Origin of the sequence: Anaerococcus octavius, assembly GCF_900445265.1 — a bacterium.
Classification (GTDB): domain Bacteria; phylum Bacillota; class Clostridia; order Tissierellales; family Peptoniphilaceae; genus Anaerococcus; species Anaerococcus octavius.
This window is the reverse complement of the sequence record NZ_UFTA01000002.1, coordinates 1,055,946-1,075,855: the sequence shown is the minus strand read 5'-3', so window position 1 is coordinate 1,075,855 and position 19,910 is coordinate 1,055,946. Positions and strand designations below refer to the sequence as shown.

The following is a 19,910-nucleotide window of genomic DNA, read 5'->3' as shown; positions in this document are numbered from 1 at the left end:
CAAACTTCTTAAAAGAAACATATATAGGAGCTAATGGTTTTGAAATAGATGGAAGAAGAATTTCAGCTTGGTTTGGAGAAAAAGGAGCAATTTTTAAAGAGGGAGATGGAGCAAGATATAGGGGAGGTCAAATAGTTTCTTGGGAGGATTTAGCTAGTAATATTAATGATTTATTAGATAGAGGAGAATTTGCTACTAATGTAGAATTAGTAGACAGTTCGTCTTATGAAATAGAAAAAATAGCAGAAAAACTTTGGTATTTAAAAGAAGATTTTTCCGATGAAATAAAAGATAGTTATCTTAAAAGTCTAAGTGAAATAAAAGAAAAAAACTTCCAAGAAAAAACGGAAAATTTATGTAGAAAGCTAAAAGATAAGAATTTTAGAAGTGAATTAAGAAAAGAATATGAAGTATTTTTGGAAGAATACAAGAGTAATCCTAATATTTTACGATTTAATCACCATAAAGTAGATAGAATTTATCAGGACCTTAGGGACTTAGAAATAGAAAGAAAAGTATACCAGTCAAGTTTGACCGGTATTGGACCTATCTATAGTTTTATTACAAAAGATGATATAGATGAGAATTTACGAAGAGGTAGTGGATTTTCCGAGGGGAAAAAACGAATATATGACTTTTTCAGAGAAGAATATACTTTAAAAGAAAAGGCAAATTTTCTAAAAAATGAATATGGAATAGGTGGTTCTTCTCATGCCCTATCAGGGGCAATGGGAAGTGGTGAATGGCACGATGCAAAGGGAATAAAATATAGTAAGGGAAATGCTGAAGAAGTTAAGTTATCTTGGTCTGATGTTGCAAAAAGAATTAATGACCTTATTAAAGAAAATAAGTATATAGAAGAAAGTATTGAAGAGGATAGGGAGAAAAAAGTTGATCATGATATAAATTATGTAAAAGATATAAAAGAAGAAAGTCAAGAGTCTATAGATTATCAAGATGATCTATCTCCTACAGATAGTGAGGTTTATACAGAAAAGATAAATAGTATTTCTACCTACTACTATCAAGGGCAATCTGTAGCAAGTATTGGAGAAAATGGAAGACTTGTAATTTATGATGACTTTATGCCAAACTCTTTAAAAGAGGACTTATACTCATTAGCCTATGAAAAGCAATTAGATTCATCCTTAGACCATTTAGAAGATGGAATTGTTCTTGAGGGAATAGAGGACACATTTTATATTAAAGATAAGGAAGAGATAGAAGGAAAAGAATATTATCTTTTAGAAAGTCAAAGTCAATATGATGACATTCCAAATATCATAGTAAATTCCGATAGGGAAATTATAGACGATGATATAGTAAATGGTTTTGAAGAGTTTAGGGAATTTTACATTAGTAAAGATAAAATAGACTTTAATCAAGATAATCTTATAGATAATGAAGAAGATTATTGGATAGTTGAATTTAATGAAAGTTCAAGTCTGATAGAAAAAAATTATGAAGGTCAAAGACTAACTAAGGAACTATTAGATGAAATAAAGGAAATAGATGAAAAGATAAGACTTCAAAATAAGGCATTTGAAGAAGATAAATATCCACAGCTGACTGATGAATGGGTAGGATATTCCAAATTCTATTTCGACCATATAGTAGATGGGAAAAAGGTTGATTATTATAGGATAGACATAGGTGATGGAAATGAAGCTAATCAAAGGGGCTTCGATTTTCTTTATGAACAAATAGGAAGAAATCAGAAAGAACTTAATCAGGTTAGTGAAGAAAGTAAGATAGGTGAAAAAGTACTTTCTATAAATCAAATTGAAGATAGACTTTTTAATGTATTAGTTAAGGATAAAAATTTAGAAAAAGAAATTATAAAAGCAAGAGAAAATTTAGGGAATGATACCCTAGCAAGTTTTAATTCTGTATTTCAAAGAGAATATGCAAAAATAATGAGAGAAGTTTCCCATAAACAGGACAATCTTCCAGATGATATGAAGTCTATAGGAAGTGTTAGAAAATTAAGTATTAGAATCCAAAATAGATATAGAGAATATTTAGATAATTTATTTAAGAATTATGTAGAAGCTGATAAGAATATGGACTCTATAAAAATAGGGGACATAGTTAAAACAGAAGATGATAAGTATTTAAAAATAAAAAATCTTTCTAATGGATATGATGAGAATGACAATCCAATCACTTATTATTCCTATGATGCCTATTTTGATAAGGACTTAAAACTATTTTCACATTCTTTTAAAGAAAGTAATTTAAAAGTAGTAGAAATACTAAGAGATAGTCCAGAAGAAGAATTAGCAAAAGAGGTTTTAGAAGATAAAATAGCAGTAAAAGTAGGTTACTATTATGCTCTAGTAGATAGAGAGAAAACAAAGGATATAGAATTAGAAGAAACAGGAAGTAGAGTTTATCCAAGAGAGGACAATCCTCAAGGGAAGGTATATACCTTATATAAGGGTAAATCCTTTGAAGAAAGCAGAAAAGTAGATAGCTTATTTGATGAAATGGCTATCAAAATGAAAGATGTAAATCTTAGAAATTTAAATGATGTCTTTACATTGGAAAGGGAAGGCTTATTTGAAATATCCGATGATGAAGTAACAAAATTTAAAGAAGGTTATGATATAGATATAAAAAGTTTTGGTCAGCAATTTCTAGATTACTATGATGATATATATGTACTAAATAAAAATCTTGAAATTAATGGGGCCTATCAGAATCTTGCCTATATAAATAGAGAAAATGAAATTACTTTTAATGTGGATCTATCTCAAGAAGAAAAAACACAAATTGAAGAAATAAGAAATAAAAAGGAAGTCATATCCAAGCTAATAGAAAAGGATACTAAAGAAAAAAATGAGTACTACTTTGATCCTCAAAATGAAGAATATTTACTTTTATCAAAGAAAGTAGAAGATGGATTATTAAAAATTCCAGATAGTATTAAAGACACCATAAAGGGAAAAGAAGGCTTTGAGGTTGAGTTAGTTTTAGATACAAAGAAAAAATCCCTTAAACAAAATCTGCTATACAATGGATATATTTTGAATACTAATTCAGCTATAAAATATAAAAGCTATAAGGACTTATTAAATAGTGTCCCTTATTTATTGGATGATAGACACAGGGAGGTACTTCTAGAGGGATATTTAAATCAGCAAATAGAAAAAGAAAAACAAGAAGAAAAGTCTTTTACAGAAGGCATTAATGTTAGATACCAAGGTAGAGAATATACCATATCTAATATTAATGATAAGACAAATCCTAAAACTATAGAACTAGAAGATAATACAGGACTAATGAATGGGTTTATTACAGGGAGTGAAATAATTCTTTTTAATGACTATAATGACCTTGATTTAGAAGTTATAGGAAATAAAGAAGTAGAAAATATAGAGTCAGTAAAACAAATTAGCTTTGGAGACTTTGCGAGAGATCTTAAAGAAGAAAAAGCCGATAAGAAACTTAAAAGCAAATATAAGTTGGAAGAACAACGATCTATTCAAGAAAAAGAGATAGAGGAAGTTTCCCTAGAAAACTATAAAATCTTAAATGAAGAAGAAAACTTACCGCCTTCTCAAAGGCTAAAGAATAATATAGAAGCTATAAGTGTCTTAAAGACTTTGGAGAAAGAAAATAGATTTGCAAAAAAGGAAGAACAGGAAATTTTAGCAAGGTATGTAGGCTGGGGAGGACTTGCTGATGTATTTGATGAAGAAAAGGAAGGTCAGTGGCTTGATGCGAGAAATTTCTTAAAAGAAAATTTAACTGGTGAAGAATATAATAGAGCAAGAGAATCTACCCTAACAGCTTTTTATACTCCTAAATTAGTTATAGACTCTATCTATGAAACTCTTTCTAATTTTGGATTTAAAAAAGGGAACATCTTAGAACCAAGTGCTGGGACAGGAAGATTTATAGGAAGCCTACCTGAAGAAATGAATGAGTCAGACTTTTATGGAGTAGAGTTAGATAGTATTAGTGGTAAAATTGCTAAACACTTATATCCTAATGCTAATATACAAGTTAAAGGCTTTGAAGATACAAATTTTTCCAATAATTTATTTGATGTTGCCATAGGAAATATTCCTTTTGGAGAATTTAAAGTAGCAGATCGTGAGTATGAAAGAAATAACTTTCTTATTCACGATTATTTTTTTGCTAAATCATTAGATAAAGTTCGTGATGGAGGGATTATCGCATTTATTACATCATCGGGAACAATGGATAAAAAGAGTGAAGACGTTAGAAGATATATATCTGAAAGAGCAGAATTTTTAGGAGCTATAAGATTACCAAATACTACTTTTAAAAGACAAGCCGGTACAGAAGTAACTTCGGATATAATTTTCTTAAAAAAGAGAGATAGACTTCTAAAGATAGATGAAGATTGGGTTAAGTTAGATAAAGATGAAAAAGGATTAAGTTACAATAAATACTTTGTTGATAATCCAGACATGGTAATAGGGACTATGGAAGAAATATCATCAAGATTTGGAACAAGTCTTTCCTGTATAGAAAGAGAAGATATTTCCTTAGAAGAAGGACTAAAATTAGCCATAAAGAATATTAAAGGAAAATATGAAAAGGTTCAAATAGATGAAAACTTGGGAGAAAAACTAATACCTGCCGATGATAGTGTTAAAAATTATTCATTTGCTCTAGTAGATGATGAAATATATTTTAGAGAAAATTCTATTATGCAAAAAGTATCCTTAAATGAAAAGGATAAGGGCAAGGTGGAAGAGTATTTAAAATTAAATGCAAGTCTGAGAAATGTAATCACTTTTCAAAAGGAAGATTATTTAGATGAAGAGATAAAAGAAGAACAAGAAAAACTAAATAGCCTATATGATGAATTTTCAAAAAAATATGGGAGGTTAAATTCAAAAGCTAGTAAAAAGTTATTTAGAGAAGATTCCAACTTTTCCTTGATTTCAACCTTGGAAAAATTAGATAAAGAAGGAAACTTTATAGGGAAATCTGATATATTCACGAAAAGAACCATAAAAAAAGCTGTAGTTATAGATCATACGAATAAGTCGATAGATGCTCTTGTACTATCTATTAGTCAAAAAGGAAAAGTTAACTTTGATTATATGGAAGAATTAACAGGCAAATCGAGAGATAAATTAATAGAAGAGTTAAAGGGAGAAATATTTTTAAACCTAGATTCATTTGAACCTAATGATATAAATCCATTTAAGTCTGCTAAAGATGTAGGAGATTTTTCAAGATCTTATGTAAGTGCTGATGAATATTTATCAGGAAATATAAGAGAAAAAGTAGAAGTGATAGATTCCTATATTAAAAATATTGAAAAAGAGCTAGGACAAAAAGAAAATTTAGCAGATAGAGAGTTATTAGAAAAGGAATTAAAAGAGTTACACTTTCAAAAAACAAAGCTAATGGAAGTTATACCTAAAGAACTTGATGCAAGTGAAATTACAGTTCGAATGGGTGCAACATGGATACCAGAAGAAGATTACAAAAAATTTATGTTTGACTTATTAAAAACATCAGGATCTGCAAGATGGGATATTGATATTAAATATTCTGACTTTACGGGAGAATTTAGAGTTGAAGGTAAAAGCAGTGATAGAAATAATGATCTTGCCATCTATACCTATGGCACAAATAGAGTAAACGCCTATAAACTGATAGAAGATATTTTAAACCTAAGAGATACAAAAGTATTTGATCAAATAGAAGATGGTGACGGAAAGAAAAAATCTGTTTTAAATCAAAAAGAAACAATGCTTGCAAGAAGTAAGCAAGAAATAATAAAAGAAGAATTTAAAAACTGGATATTTGATGATGTAGAAAGAAGAAATAGGCTGGTAAAAGACTATAACGAAGGATTTAATTCCATAAGATTAAGGGAGTATGATGGCTCTAATCTTACTTTTGAAGGAATGAATCCTGAAATTGAACTTAGAGTTCATCAAAAAGATGCCATAGCAAGAGGTTTATTTGGTGGAAATACTTTACTTGCCCATGAAGTAGGAGCAGGGAAGACCTTTGAAATGATAGGTATAGCCATGGAGTCAAAAAGACTTGGCATGAGCAATAAGTCGATGTTTGTTGTACCTAACCATATAGTAGAGCAGTTTGGAAGAGAATTTAATGAACTTTATCCAGGAGCTAATGTATTATGTGCAACAGAAAAAGATTTTACACCAGATAGGAGAAAAAGATTTTGCAGTCGTATTGCTACAGGAGATTATGATGCAGTTATTATAGGGCATTCTCAGTTTGAAAAAATTTCTATATCAAAAGAAAGACAAGAATATGAATTACAAAGTCAAATTGATGAAATTATTGATTATATAGATGAGTATAAAAGGGAAAGAGATCAAAGATTTACTGTAAAACAGTTAGAAAAGACAAAGAAAAAGTTAGAGACAAAGTTAGAAAAACTAAGTGCCGACTATAAAAAAGATGATGTAGTAACTTTCGAAGAATTGGGAATTGATAAGTTATTTGTAGATGAAGCCCACGCTTATAAGAACCTATATCTTTATTCTAAAATGAGAAATGTAGCAGGTATTACTTCTACAGATTCACAAAAGTCAAGCGATATGCTTATGAAATGTCGCTATATGGATGAAATAACTAATAACAAAGGTCTAGTATTTGCTACTGGAACACCTGTAAGTAATAGCATGGCTGAACTTTATACTATGCAGAGATATTTACAATATGATGAATTAAAAAAGATGAAGTTACAACATTTTGATTCTTGGGCTTCTACTTTTGGAGAAACTATAACAGCTATTGAACTTAATCCAGAAGGAAATGGCTATCGAAGTAAAACGAGATTTGCTAAGTTCTATAATCTACCGGAACTTATGAATACAATAAAAGGATTTATGGATATTAAGACAGCAGATGTATTAAACTTACCGACTCCTGAAGCCTGCTATGAAACTATAAAGACAAAGCCTACAGAAGAACAGAAGAAAATACTTGAAGCTTTTTCAGAAAGAGCAGATAAAGTTCGTAATAAACAAGTTGATTCTAGTGTAGATAATATGTTACTAATTACAAATGATGGAAAGAAAATGGCTTTAGATCAGAGATTAATAAATACTTTACTTCCAGATGATCCAAACAGTAAGGTAAATACTTGCATAAAAAATGTATTTAGTATTTGGGAAAAATACGAGGATAAAAAATCGGCACAACTAATCTTTTGTGATATGTCTACACCAAGTAATGAGTTTAACATCTATGACGACATTAAACAAAAACTTATGAATTTAGGAGTGCCTGAAAAAGAGATAGAATTTATCCATAATGCAAAAAATAATAGGGAAAAAGATGCAATATTTGACAAAGTGAGAAAAGGAGAAATACGAATATTACTTGGCTCTACTCAAAAGATGGGAGCAGGTACTAATGCTCAAGATAAATTAATCGCTATCCATGATCTTGATATACCATGGAGACCTGCCGACCTTTCTCAAAGGGCAGGTAGAATCGTAAGACAAGGAAATGAAAATAAAAAAGTTTATATTTTTAGATATATAACAGAAAACACTTTCGATGCTTATCTTTTTCAAACTTTAGAAAACAAACAAAAATATATTTCTCAAATTATGACTTCAAAAACGCCAGTAAGAGTAGCAGAAGATGTAGATGAGGCGACTTTAAATTATGCAGAGATTAAGGCACTTGCAACGAGTAATCCTCTAATCAAAGAAAAGATGGACCTTGATGTAGAGGTTTCTAAACTTAAAATGTTAGAATCAAACTTTAAATCTAATCTTTATAAGATGGAAGATAAAGTAGTAAAGTTTTATCCAAAAGAAATAGATAGATTAAAGGAAAAAATAGAGAACATAAGAGAAGATATTAAGAATACTGAGCCTTATAAAGAAGTAAGTAAAAATACAAAAGAGGAAAATAAATTTACCTCCCTAACCATTGATGAGAAGAAGTATACGGATAAGAAAATTGCAGGGGAGTTTTTGTTGAATAAAATTAAGGGATTGAAAATTAATGGAGAAATGGATAGAGGAGGAATAAAAGTAGGGAAGTATAGAAACTTTGATCTGTCTATAAAGTATGATTCTTTTTTTAATAAGTATAACTTTATTTTGAAAGGAAAAGAAGATTATACGGGAGAGTTTGGAACAGATGGATTAGGCAATATTACAAGAATGGATAATATACTAGATAAATTACCAGAAAGACTAGAAGATAATATATCTAAACTAAAAGATACAGAAGAACAATTCCAAATAGCAAAACTAGAAGTACAAAAGACATTTCCACAAGCTGAGCTTTTGAAAGATAAGTCTATAAGGCTTTCAGAAGTAAATAATCTTTTGGATATGGGGGATAGTGAAGATATACAACAAGATAATCCATTGCTTGAAGAAGTAAAGGAAGAATTAATTAATTTCTTGAATAGAGAATATGAAGAGGATAACAAAGTAGAAGATTTTGATAACCTATTTCCTGATTTAAATGACATAAGAATAGCTTATACAACTACACCAGATGAAAAACATGAGATACAAATTAGTTTAGATTTGGAAAATTATAAAATGAATACCTATGTAGACAATACTTTAATTGACAGCTTTCAGTACACCTATGATCCTTTGGACGCAAGTGATTTGGAAGAGTTAATACAAATAAAGACGGATATTGGCTTTTGGGATTTTAGTGAGCTTGTAGCAGTTGATGAAAAAAAGTTAAAGGAAATTCTTGGACTTGAAATAGATGATGAAGGTAATTTTTATGATCCATTAAATTTAGACTTGGATAATGATGGGATTCCTGATAGATATGATAATGACTTTAAAGATTCTGATTATTTTGAATCTACTTATGATGTTGAAGATAATTTTCATGCTAAAGAAGAAAAGGAATCTATTATAGATAAGTTACAGGAATATAAGAATAACTTAGAAGAAGACAATAACATAAAAGAAATAAACAACTGTGAGCCTTATGGTAGATAAATATTTAAGTAATATTGCTAAAGGAATAGAATATGAAATTTGATAAAGATGGATTTAATGAATTTATACAAGATGAGTTTTCTTTTGATGGAGCAACTCAAAGAATAATTAATAACTTAGTGGAGTATGGAATCAAAAATTTAGGAGATTCAGAGGATAAATTAGTAGACTTTATTCAAACTATAATTAATGATCCAACAGTTGAAGAAATAAAACAATTTGTAATCAATGAAGAAAAAGAAGAATTAATAGGAGGAATATTAATGGACGTACGAAAAGGAAATGTAATTAATACAGAATTTGGAGAAACAATTGTACTTGATATTAAAGATAATCAAGCTACACTATTTGATGGTAATCAATTTATTTTAGCTACAGGAATTAAGTTAAATAAGAAAAGCGAAAAGTATGAATGGGAATCAGTAAGGTATGCCAGCGATATAAAAACTATAGCAAATATGCAAAATATTGATTTTAAAAGTATGAAAAATACAATAGACTTTCTAGCTGAATATAATCATAAAGAATTTGTAAAAGGGATCGTATCCCTTGAAACAGGAGTGTTAAATGAAGAGGTTCTTAATGCTACCTATGATAATTATATGAGTGATTCAGTAATGGGACTTATTGATGAAAAGTTTATGGATTATATAGATGAGCAAAGACTAGAAGAAAATTTAGAAATTAATCGAGAACAAGTAGATAAAGAAAGCAAGGATATATTAAACATAGATGGAAATTTAGCTAGTGATATAGAGATCAAAGATTTAAAAGCAAAAGATGGAAGAAGCTTTAAAGTTGCTTCCTTTTCTATAGCAGAAAATGACAAGGAAGGAAACGTAAAATTTACTGATTGTTACGCATATGATGATAAAATTAGTCAAGTAGGTAATATGAAGAAGGGTGACTTTGTACACTTATTTGGTAAGGGAAAAACCAACAAAGGAAAGAATGGAAAAGAATATAGGAGTATAAAGATATATTCTGCCAAGTTATTAAAAGCAAAGGAGCAGACTAAGGATAAGTCTTCAACTATAGAAAAATTAAGGGAATTTAAAAACAAGAAAAATATAGAAATAGAAAATAAAGGAAGAAAAGATAATACTGTAGAAAGGTAGAATGAAGTAAAAGCTGATATTGCAGGATAAATTTATTTATTCTGTAATATTAGTATATTATAGAAAAACAAATGTGATGAATCAGAGCTAACAAGAAATGTAATTGATAATATAATATTTTTTAAGTCTTAGCTTTATTCTATTTGCTGCACATAAATAGAATAAAAGAGATTTTTTCTTTAATTTAGTATAGATAAACAGACTAATGAAATTATATATCTGAGTTTATCAAGAAAGTATAGATTAATTTGGAAAAAGATTATAAATCTTTATACAAAGCGAGATCTGTTCATCCTTACTAAAAAGTATATGAATGTTAGCCAGCCAAATGTAAAGTTTGATAAATTTAATTGAAAACATAAGGAATAAATTTTTATAGGGGGATATATAAATTAATAGTTTTTAATTGCTTTTATTTTTTATTAGCAATAAAATATATACAAGGGTTGAAAGTAAGCAAAAATTTGAAATGTGTGATACAATAGTAAATCAATATACGGTGTTTGTAAGAGGAGTAGGTAGTTAATTTTATGAAGCTATAATATGTAAGAAGAGAAGATATATTAAACAAAAAGATAACAAATTTGATAAATTCAGGAATATATAAGGATATTATAATTGTTTTTAGTATGATAAAGGATGTCTATAAGATAAAGATGAACATGAATAGTTTGTATTTTTAGAATTCACTTATATGAAAATTAAATTCTTATTCTGATTGAATTATTTTAACAGAATTAATAGATCTAAAATGGAGGAAAGATAATTATGGATTACTCTATATTAGTAGTAGAAGATGATGAAAAAATATTAGATTTAATAGAGATATATCTAAAAAATGAGGATTATATTATAAAGAGAGCTACATCTTCAGAACAGGCACTCAAATATATTAAAGAAAAGGAATTTGATTTAGCTATTTTAGACATTATGTTACCAGGTGAAAATGGATATTATATATGCGCCAAGATTAGAGAATCTTATAATTACCCAATTATTATGCTTACGGCAAAGGATGATGAATCAAGTAAAATCAAGGGTTTAACTTTTGGAGCGGATGATTATGTAACTAAACCATTTTTACCTGGAGAGTTAGTTGCTAGAGTAAAGGCTCAATTAAGAAGATACAATAATTATAATTTAAAAACTAAAGAAGGTACAGGAAATATTTTAACTTATCAAAATGTGGATTTAAATATCAAATCAAGAGAAGTTTTAGTTGATGGACAGGAAATTGATTTAACTCCTATTGAATTTATTATTTTAAAATCATTACTAGAGAAAAAATCTGAAGTACTAGAATCCGAAGATTTATTCTATAAAATATATCCGGATGAATATTATATAAAAAACAATACGGTTTCAGTTCATATTAGGCATATTAGAGAAAAATTAGGAGAAAAAAATAATATAATAACAACTGTTTGGGGGGTAGGTTATAAGATTGGATAAAGATAAATACTTTGAAAGTATTCTGAAAAAGCTGATAAAAGAAATTGCTATATTTTTACTTATAGTTTTAAGTTGTATGCTTGCAATTGATATCAATGTATTTAAACTTAATAATGAATTATATAAATTTTTTATTGTTAGATTGGATATGATTTTTTTTATTGTGTCTTTATTTGGAATAATAGTTATAATAACAAAAGAGTTTTTAAATTTAGAAAAGGAATACATTAACTTATGTAAAATGATTGATAATTTTGATGAGAGTATAGTAAATCTTCCGATTTACTATAAAACTTTAGAAAGTTCTATAAATAAATTAAAACTTAAGCAAAAAAATACAGCATATGAAATCAAAAAACGAGAAAATAATGAAAACGAGTTAATAACATATTTAGCTCACGACTTGAGAACTCCTTTAACATCTATCATTGGGTATCTATCAATGCTTGATGAAATGAGGGACTTGCCAAATAAACAAAGAGAGCAATATATTATACAAGTATTAGAAAAGTCATTGGAATTAGAAGAGCTAATAAATCAATTTTTTGAAATTACCAGATTAAATAATGGTGAGATTAGTATTTCTAAAGTAAAAATTGATCTAGAGTATTTTTTAATACAATTAAAGGATGAATTATATCCTATGATGAAAGAAAACGATAATAAGATAAAAATATTCAGTGAGGGACAAATATTTGTAAATATTGATCCAGATAAGATGAAAAGAGCCTTTGAAAATATCTTTAAAAATGCACTTTTGTACTCTTATCCTAATACAGAAATAAAAGTTAAAATATATCAAACTTATAAGTTTGCAATTGTAAAAGTTATTAATGAAGCTGATACGCTAGAAGAAGCACAGATGAGAAATATGTTTAACAAGTTTACTAGATTAAATGGAGCAAGAAATTCTAAAAAAGCAGGTTCTGGTTTAGGGCTACCTATCGCAAAAGAAATAGTTGAATTACATGGTGGCAAGATAGAGGTAGAAAGTTTTAAAAATAAAGTTATTTTTACCGTAAGTGTGCCAAAATAAAAAGTAAAATAAGAATAGCACCTCGATTATGTTTTAATTTACATAATTGAGGTGTTTTTTATTTTTTGGAAATTAATAAAATCTTAAAAATTAATTAATAGGAAATTAAAACACCAAACAATAATATATATTAAAATAAAAATAAGGAATAGGAAGATTGAAGTAGGGTTTCAGTTTAATTTAAACTTCCTTTTTTAGTAAGAGAGGTATTTGATGGAATTAGAAATTAGGAATGTAAATAAAAAATTTAAAGATAAAATAGCGGTTAATAATGCATCAGCTACATTGACTCCAGGAGTTTGGGGACTCTTAGGTGCAAATGGTGCTGGGAAAACAACTTTAATAAAAATGATCACTGGGATTAGTACACCGAGTCAAGGCGAAATTTTATATAATGGGAAAAGTATAGATGAATTAGGAGAGGGTTACAGAAATCTATTAGGTTTCTTGCCTCAAGAATTCATTTGTGCTCCAGAGTTTACTGTATATTCATTTTTACAATATGTAGCGGCTTTAAAAGATATGGACAAAAGCGAAACAATAAAGATGATAGATAAAACTCTTGAAATATTAAATCTATCAGATGTTAAATACAAGAAAGTAGTCAAGCTTTCAGGAGGAATGAGAAGGAGAGTAGGAATTAGTCAAGCTATTTTAAATGATCCTAAAATATTAATTTTAGATGAACCAACAGCAGGACTTGATCCTGGTGAGAGAATAAAATTAAGAAATTTTATCACGGAAATATCTAAAAATAAAATAGTTCTGCTTTCAACTCATATAGTTTCTGATATTGAACATATATCAACTTCAAATTTAATTATGAAAGAAGGTAAATTTGTTCATTCTGGAACAACAGATGAATTGGTATCAAAAATTGAAAACATGGTATATGAAGTATCTATGACGACTAGAGAATATGAGGAAAAAGAGTCGAATTTAAACATTGTCAATGTAAAACATCAAGATGATGGCAATGTTCTAATAAGATATATTTCAAATGACGAAAATATTTTGGAGAATTCTAAATTAACGAAAGCAAATTTGGAAGATTTTTATCTATGGACATTTCCAGAAGATAGAAGTTTTAAGGTGAATTAAAATGAAAATTTACTTAAATGAGATAAAGAGGATTTTATCAATAAGATCAAATCAAATTATAATATTGTTATCGCTATTTTTAGCTATATTATTTTCTATAGTTCCTATTAATTTTACTAGAATTTCCTATAAGGAAGGAAATGAAGTGAAAAATCTAAAAGGAAAACAGGCAATAGAATATATTAAAAAAGCTAAAGAGCCATATTCAGGTAATATGACAGAAGATTTAATATATAATAGCACAAAAAAATATAGAGAAGTATTAAAACAAAACAATGTTACTGATAGGTCAGAATTAAAACCTGAAATTAATACAAAAGAACTTATGCCTATGGAACATATAAGCAAGAAAGTAAATGAAGTATTTACAGATATTCAAAGTAATAATCTTTCTCCAGTTTTAAGCATGGATATCAATGATAATAAAAACTTTTATAACAAAGTATTTGATTATCTAAATATGGTAATTAAAAGTGAATATCCTAATAAAGCTCAGAATCAAATTATGAAAAAATCTGAAAAAGCATTGGACAAAATAAAAACTCCTTATGAATATTATGGATATTATAATACAAACGCAAATGATTATAGGGGATTCTACAATACGATAATAATACTTTTAATGGTTGTAGTAGCGGCTCCAATATTCTCGTCAGATAGTGAGAATGATTTAGATTATATATTTAAAACAACTAAATATGGCAGAAGAAAGTTTGCCATCTATAAAATTCTAGCAATACTTACGATTTCGGTATTAACTTTGCTCTTAGGAAACTTCATACAAGGCTCTATATTAGACTATGCTTTTGGAACAGAGTATAAAAAGACTTCTGTTCAGATGATGTTTAGTGCTTTAAGTTTGCATAATTGGAACTTTGGACAGTTTAATAAATATATGCTTATTTGTAATAGTATCATATTGATTTCAACCATTCTTGCTACACTAATTATTTCTGTACTAAGTAAAAGGAAAGCAGAGTCAATAACGAAGTCAATAATATTATCAATATTTCCAACGATTATTTCTCCTATAGCTATGATTAGTGCTATAAACTATGTTTTCCCATCTTCAGGAATAGGACTAATTAATTCATTACAAAATCAAATTGCTGATTTTAATTTTGTGAATGTTTTTGGGAATTGGATGAGTTCATCAAATCTTATAATGATATCAGCTGTAATATATATTATTGTTTTACCAAGTTTAATAGTAATAATGTATTCAAAACAAGGAGGTAAATATGGATTTAATAGCCCTAGAAGAAGAAAAATTAGAAAATAAGTACAAAGAGTTATGCAAGGAAGAATATCCAGGAAGATTAGGCAAAACATTTAAGACAAAACGTAATTTTTATTATTATGATAGTGGTACTGGTAAGGTAGCACAAATAAACGAAAACGTTTATAAAGTCTTAACTAAATTTTTAGAGAGTGAAAATTTTTGGGATTTTATGAAACTTGATATGTCTGAACAAGAATTTTATAAAGCTATAAATGAAATAAAAGATGCGATTAATAAAGAAAGCATACTTTCAGCAAATAAATTTGATTGTTTGACTGGAAAAACTTATGAGCAAATTGATGAGATACTAGATAATGAGATACAGAATGTTACACTAGAGGTTACTGAGAAATGCAATTTAAAGTGTAAATATTGTATCTATAATGAATCTCATCCTGAATACAGAGCTTTTGGTCATAAGAATATGGACTGGGAAGTAGCAAAAAAAGCTGTTGATTTTTTAAAAGCTCATTCACAAAATTCTGATGAACGTCATATTGGATTTTATGGTGGAGAACCATTAATAAACTATGATCTTATAAAGAAAACAACAGATTATGCGAATAAGTTATTTGATAAAATGATTTATTCTATGACAACAAATGCTACTTTAATGAATGAAGAAATTGCTGATTATATTATGAGGAATAAATTTAATATTATAGTAAGTTTAGATGGATATAAAGAGCTTCATAATAAAAATAGATTGTTTGTTTCTGGGGAAGGAAGCTTTGAAAATACTATTAGGGGATTAAAAATTCTATTAAAATCAGCGGAAAAATATAATAATAAAGAAAGTATTACATTAAATATGGTAATCGAAGGACCTGATTACGAAGATGAGTATGATAAAATACAACTTTATTTAAATGAATGCGATTGGTTGCCTAATAATATAAATATATTAACATCTTCTATAGATTATGGACCACATGAAAGTATATATACAAGACCACAATCTTATGAAGAAAGAATGATTCTAAAAGATTATTACGATCCAATCTTATCGTGGGATAAAAAAAATAAAAAAAGGAATAAAGATAATACTAATGTCCTATTTACAGATGCTGATGTCGACAAAGCTATGATGATTATACACAAAAGATTATTATCTGAAAAACCTGTTAAAAAATATGGGATGAATGGTTGTTGTGTCCCTGGAGAAAGACGAATATATGTAACAGTTGACGGAAACTTCAAAATTTGTGAAAAGGTAGGGGATATTCCAGAGATAGGAAATGTAGACAAAGGATTTGATAAAAAAAGAATTAAAGAATTATATTTTGATGATTTTATTAAAGAAGCTAATAAATATTGCAAAGACTGCTGGGCAATTAATTTATGCACTCTATGCTATGTAAATTGTTATGACAAAAATGGGATGCACTTTGATTATAGACACAATTCTTGTAGAAGTGAAAGAAATTATTTGTTAGGTAGCTTGATAAAATATCATGAGATATTGGAAGAAAATCCAGATGTACTTGAGGAATTTAACGAAATTGAGTTTCAATGAAATATTGTGAATTAGATAAATATATAGGTACATATATATTTAAATATGTGATGAGGAGGTGAAGTTATGAAGTTTATAAATCCGTTAGGTAGACATCCAGGAAGTGGAGCTCAACCACAAGCGTGTATGTGTTCTACAGGATATGCAGGTTATCGTGGAAACAATGATAGTTGCATTCATTGTGGATGTGGTTGCGGTAGTAAAGGAGAATATAGAACTGGTAACAAAGTACGTTCTATGAAAACTCCAAGAGCATCTTTTGATTAATTTTTAAGTGAAACCCACACTATATAGGAAATTATCTGTTCTATATTTTGTGGGTTTCTGTATTAATCATAAATTAGAAAAATAATTTGCATTATCAAATATATTAAGGAAGGCGTAGATTATGAATATATATTTACAGGAACTAAAAAGATTTCTATCTAAAAAATCAGTAAGAGTTTATTTGGTCGTGGGTTTATTTTTTACTTTTTTGATATCATTTATTACTTATAGAAGTGTACAATATTATGATATAAGTTCTGGTGATACAATTACCTATTTTGGAAAAGAGGCTATAGATCATTTTAATGAGGATGATAAAGCTTCTGAAGGTTATTTGACAGAAGAAAAAATGACAAAAATAGTAAAATTTTATAATAAAACATTAGATAATGAAAATGTAGACAGTAGGGAAAAATTATCGAAAAAAGCTAATAAAAATATATCACAATTTAATCCAATACTAAGAGTGATAACATATCCTTATACAAGTACAACATCAGGAGGTTTACTTGATGTAAGTGAACTTGATACAAAAAAAGGTTTAAATTTTTATCAAAATTGTTATGATGCGTTGAAAAGGGACATAAAACAGAAATATAACAATGACAAGATAACTGAATTTGCTCTAGAAAAATATAAAGAGGTAAATAAACCATATTATTATGGAGGATATTTTAGTGAAGATACACTATTTTTCGTAAATATTTTTATAACGGTATTATCACTAATTTGTATATTGATTTCATCACAGTGCATTGTTGAGGATAAAGAGAATCACCTAGATCCAATTTTTAGAACAACTAAAAATGGAAGAAATAAATATGTTTACAGCAAGGTACTTGCTTTAGTAAGTATTATATCGTTATATTTGATTATAAATATATCAATTTATTATGGAACTATTAAATATCTTTATACTAATGGTTTAGATTCATCTTTTCAAACGTTACTATTTAATCAACTATCATTATCTAATTTAACCATAGGCAAAGTTATATTAAATGCATTCTTATTAAGCGTACTGTTTACTATTGCAAGTTCAATGTTGTCAATATTTGTAGCTATAAATTCAAAAACTTCTATGGTTTCATCCGCCATATCAAGTGCTTTATTTTTAACTCCATCATTATTGTATGGGAAATCTGTGTTTAAACCTATATTATATTTATTTCCATCTTTTGGGTTAGGTACTGGAGATAACAGTTTACTTGAACAGTACAAAAAGTTTGAATTTGTAAAGTTGCCAAATATAACTTTATGGATTCCAAAGTTTTTAGTAATAATGGCTTTAATCAATATTGCTCTATATTTATTTATAAGTATAAAATCATATAACAAAATAGAGCAATAAAAATTTTAATGAGAAGTAGAGGATAGATATATGGGCAAGAATAAAATAAATCATCTTGAATGTATAAAAATAGCATTCAAGATGATTTATGAAACAGATAAAAAGTCTTTTGCGATCATTATTATATTGTCAATTGCAAGTGGTATTTTTCCTTTTTTAGTACTTAGATTAGGACAGACAATAGTTAATATAATTCAAGTTCATTCTATTAAATTTGATATCATTATAAGGCTTATATATATATATTTATCTTTACAATTTATATCTATAATAGTAGATAATATTAAAAATTACTATTTACAAAGATTGAGTAATGAAGTTATTTATTCTTCCATGAGCAAAGTAATGGGAAAATGTGCTGATTTACCTTTAAAAAAGCTTGAAGATAATAAAACTTATGATATTTTGAATAGAATAGAGCAGGATGCTACATTAAAGCCATATGAAATATTAATGGCGGTTATAGGTTTATTTTCTAGTTTGACACAGACTATTATAGCCATATATGTATTAATTAAATGGAATTATTATCTGGTTCTTCTTTTGTTTGTAGTTACCATTGTATCAGTATTTGGAGAAATAAGAATAGGTAAATTAGAGTTTAATATTAGAAATAGAAGGAGTAATTTAGAGAGGAAAAGTTGGTATTATTCTTTTTTATTAACCCATGATATTGCTTTTAAGGAGATCAAAACTTTTAGGTTGAAAAATTATTTTCTTAATAAGTATACAGAAATAACAGATACTATTATTAATCAAAATAATAGCATTGAAAAATTGAAAGCTATATTAATAATTGTTATAAATTTTATTCAAATTCTTATTAATATATATATTTTTAAAGAACTTGCATTTAAAACGTATAATGGAGACTTTTTAATTGGGACAGCTATGATGTATATAAACACAATTGCTATATTTCAAGGTTCTCTTAATGAAACAGGAACTAGTGTATACAATATTATTAATTCAAATTTATATATAAACTTACTTAAAGAGTTTCTAAATTTTAAAGCTGATGATGTTAAAGAAGATAGAACAACTATACTAAGCTCAATACAAGATATCAATACAATATCCTTATCTAATATGAACTTTTCTTATGATGGTAATAATTTGGTCCTACAAGACATTTCTTTAAAGATAAAAAAAGGGGAATCAATTGCGATAATTGGTGAAAATGGTTCAGGGAAAAGTACATTATTAAAAATTTTATCTGGATTATATAGTCCTGATTCTGGACTATTTTTGGTCAATGGTATAAAATTTGAAGACATAGAAATAGAGTCTTATAGAGCACAAACTAGCTCATTATTTCAAGATTATCTGAAATACGAAGGCACAATAAAAGAAAATGTCATATTGAGCCAGGTTTACGAAAATAAAGGCGAAGGCTCAATTTCAACAGCATTATTTAATGCTGATGCTAAGTTTTTAAAAGAAGATAACAAATATAATATTAACAAAGTAATAGGTAATTGGTTTGAGAATGGACATGAACTTTCAGGAGGGCAGTGGCAAAAAATAGCGATAGCAAGAACTATGTATAGGGAATCAAGCTTGCTGTTATTTGATGAACCAAGTTCATCATTAGATATAATTTCTGAAAAAAATATATTTGATAATATTTTAAATAATTCAGACGATAAAATAATTATTTATATAACTCATAAGATACGATGTGCAATGAATTGCGACAGAATTATCGTGATGGATAATGGTAGAATAGTAGGGGATGGGAGTCATAACGAACTAATTTTGAATTGTGATAGCTATAAGTTAATGTATAAAAATGAGTTTGAATGATTTCAGGATATTAAAGGAGAG

The 19,910-nt window shown here is 27.7% G+C and carries 10 protein-coding genes; all 10 read left to right on the top strand.

What is annotated here, in order from left to right; translation table 11 throughout:
- Positions 1 to 728: 728 nt before the first annotated feature.
- The 10 genes from DY249_RS05330 to DY249_RS05285 all read left to right on the top strand — a co-directional run bounded on the left by DY249_RS05330 (position 729) and on the right by DY249_RS05285 (position 19,889).
- Positions 729 to 8,960 carry an SNF2-related protein gene (locus DY249_RS05330; RefSeq protein WP_425450982.1) on the top strand — a complete coding sequence of 2,744 codons (8,232 nt, stop codon included), beginning with the start codon at positions 729 to 731 and terminating at the stop codon, positions 8,958 to 8,960.
- Positions 8,961 to 8,992: 32 nt separating this feature from the next.
- Complete coding sequence (locus DY249_RS05325) at positions 8,993 to 10,078, top strand: single-stranded DNA-binding protein (RefSeq protein ID WP_115595433.1); 1,086 nt, start codon at positions 8,993 to 8,995, stop codon at positions 10,076 to 10,078.
- A gap of 768 nt (positions 10,079 to 10,846) precedes the next feature.
- On the top strand, positions 10,847 to 11,530 hold the full coding sequence (locus DY249_RS05320) for a response regulator transcription factor (RefSeq protein ID WP_115595432.1): 684 nt from the start codon (positions 10,847 to 10,849) through the stop codon (positions 11,528 to 11,530).
- Positions 11,523 to 12,566 (top strand): sensor histidine kinase, encoded by a 1,044-nt coding sequence (locus DY249_RS05315; RefSeq protein ID WP_172540062.1) that lies wholly within the window; start codon positions 11,523 to 11,525, stop codon positions 12,564 to 12,566. The genes DY249_RS05320 and DY249_RS05315 overlap by 8 nt, the downstream gene beginning before the upstream one ends.
- Before the next feature lie 213 nt (positions 12,567 to 12,779).
- Entirely contained in the window at positions 12,780 to 13,667 is an 888-nt protein-coding gene (locus tag DY249_RS05310; RefSeq protein WP_115595431.1) for an ABC transporter ATP-binding protein, read from the top strand.
- Position 13,668: 1 nt separating this feature from the next.
- The gene (locus DY249_RS05305; protein ID WP_115595430.1) at positions 13,669 to 14,949 is read left to right on the top strand and encodes an ABC transporter permease; all 1,281 of its coding nucleotides are present in this window, start codon (positions 13,669 to 13,671) and stop codon (positions 14,947 to 14,949) included.
- Positions 14,909 to 16,465 (top strand): radical SAM protein, encoded by a 1,557-nt coding sequence (locus tag DY249_RS05300; protein ID WP_115595429.1) that lies wholly within the window; start codon positions 14,909 to 14,911, stop codon positions 16,463 to 16,465. Before DY249_RS05305 ends, DY249_RS05300 begins: the two co-directional genes overlap by 41 nt.
- A 66-nt stretch (positions 16,466 to 16,531) precedes the next feature.
- Positions 16,532 to 16,732 (top strand): Apre_1838 family putative sactipeptide bacteriocin, encoded by a 201-nt coding sequence (locus DY249_RS05295; RefSeq protein WP_115595428.1) that lies wholly within the window; start codon positions 16,532 to 16,534, stop codon positions 16,730 to 16,732.
- A gap of 121 nt (positions 16,733 to 16,853) precedes the next feature.
- Positions 16,854 to 18,083, top strand: coding sequence for an ABC transporter permease (locus DY249_RS05290; RefSeq protein ID WP_115595427.1), 1,230 nt, complete (start codon positions 16,854 to 16,856; stop codon positions 18,081 to 18,083).
- 30 nt (positions 18,084 to 18,113) lie between these two features.
- The gene (locus DY249_RS05285) at positions 18,114 to 19,889 is read left to right on the top strand and encodes an ABC transporter ATP-binding protein (RefSeq protein WP_115595426.1); all 1,776 of its coding nucleotides are present in this window, start codon (positions 18,114 to 18,116) and stop codon (positions 19,887 to 19,889) included.
- Positions 19,890 to 19,910: the final 21 nt, after the last annotated feature.

Coding starts and splice junctions, on each gene's coding strand:
- DY249_RS05290 (WP_115595427.1), top strand. CDS start 16,854: ATGAATATATATTTACAGGAACTAAAAAGATTTCTATCTAAAAAATCA.
- DY249_RS05320 (WP_115595432.1), top strand. CDS start 10,847: ATGGATTACTCTATATTAGTAGTAGAAGATGATGAAAAAATATTAGAT.
- DY249_RS05300 (WP_115595429.1), top strand. CDS start 14,909: ATGGATTTAATAGCCCTAGAAGAAGAAAAATTAGAAAATAAGTACAAA.
- DY249_RS05305 (WP_115595430.1), top strand. CDS start 13,669: ATGAAAATTTACTTAAATGAGATAAAGAGGATTTTATCAATAAGATCA.
- DY249_RS05310 (WP_115595431.1), top strand. CDS start 12,780: ATGGAATTAGAAATTAGGAATGTAAATAAAAAATTTAAAGATAAAATA.
- DY249_RS05295 (WP_115595428.1), top strand. CDS start 16,532: ATGAAGTTTATAAATCCGTTAGGTAGACATCCAGGAAGTGGAGCTCAA.
- DY249_RS05325 (WP_115595433.1), top strand. CDS start 8,993: ATGAAATTTGATAAAGATGGATTTAATGAATTTATACAAGATGAGTTT.
- DY249_RS05330 (WP_425450982.1), top strand. CDS start 729: ATGGGAAGTGGTGAATGGCACGATGCAAAGGGAATAAAATATAGTAAG.
- DY249_RS05285 (WP_115595426.1), top strand. CDS start 18,114: ATGGGCAAGAATAAAATAAATCATCTTGAATGTATAAAAATAGCATTC.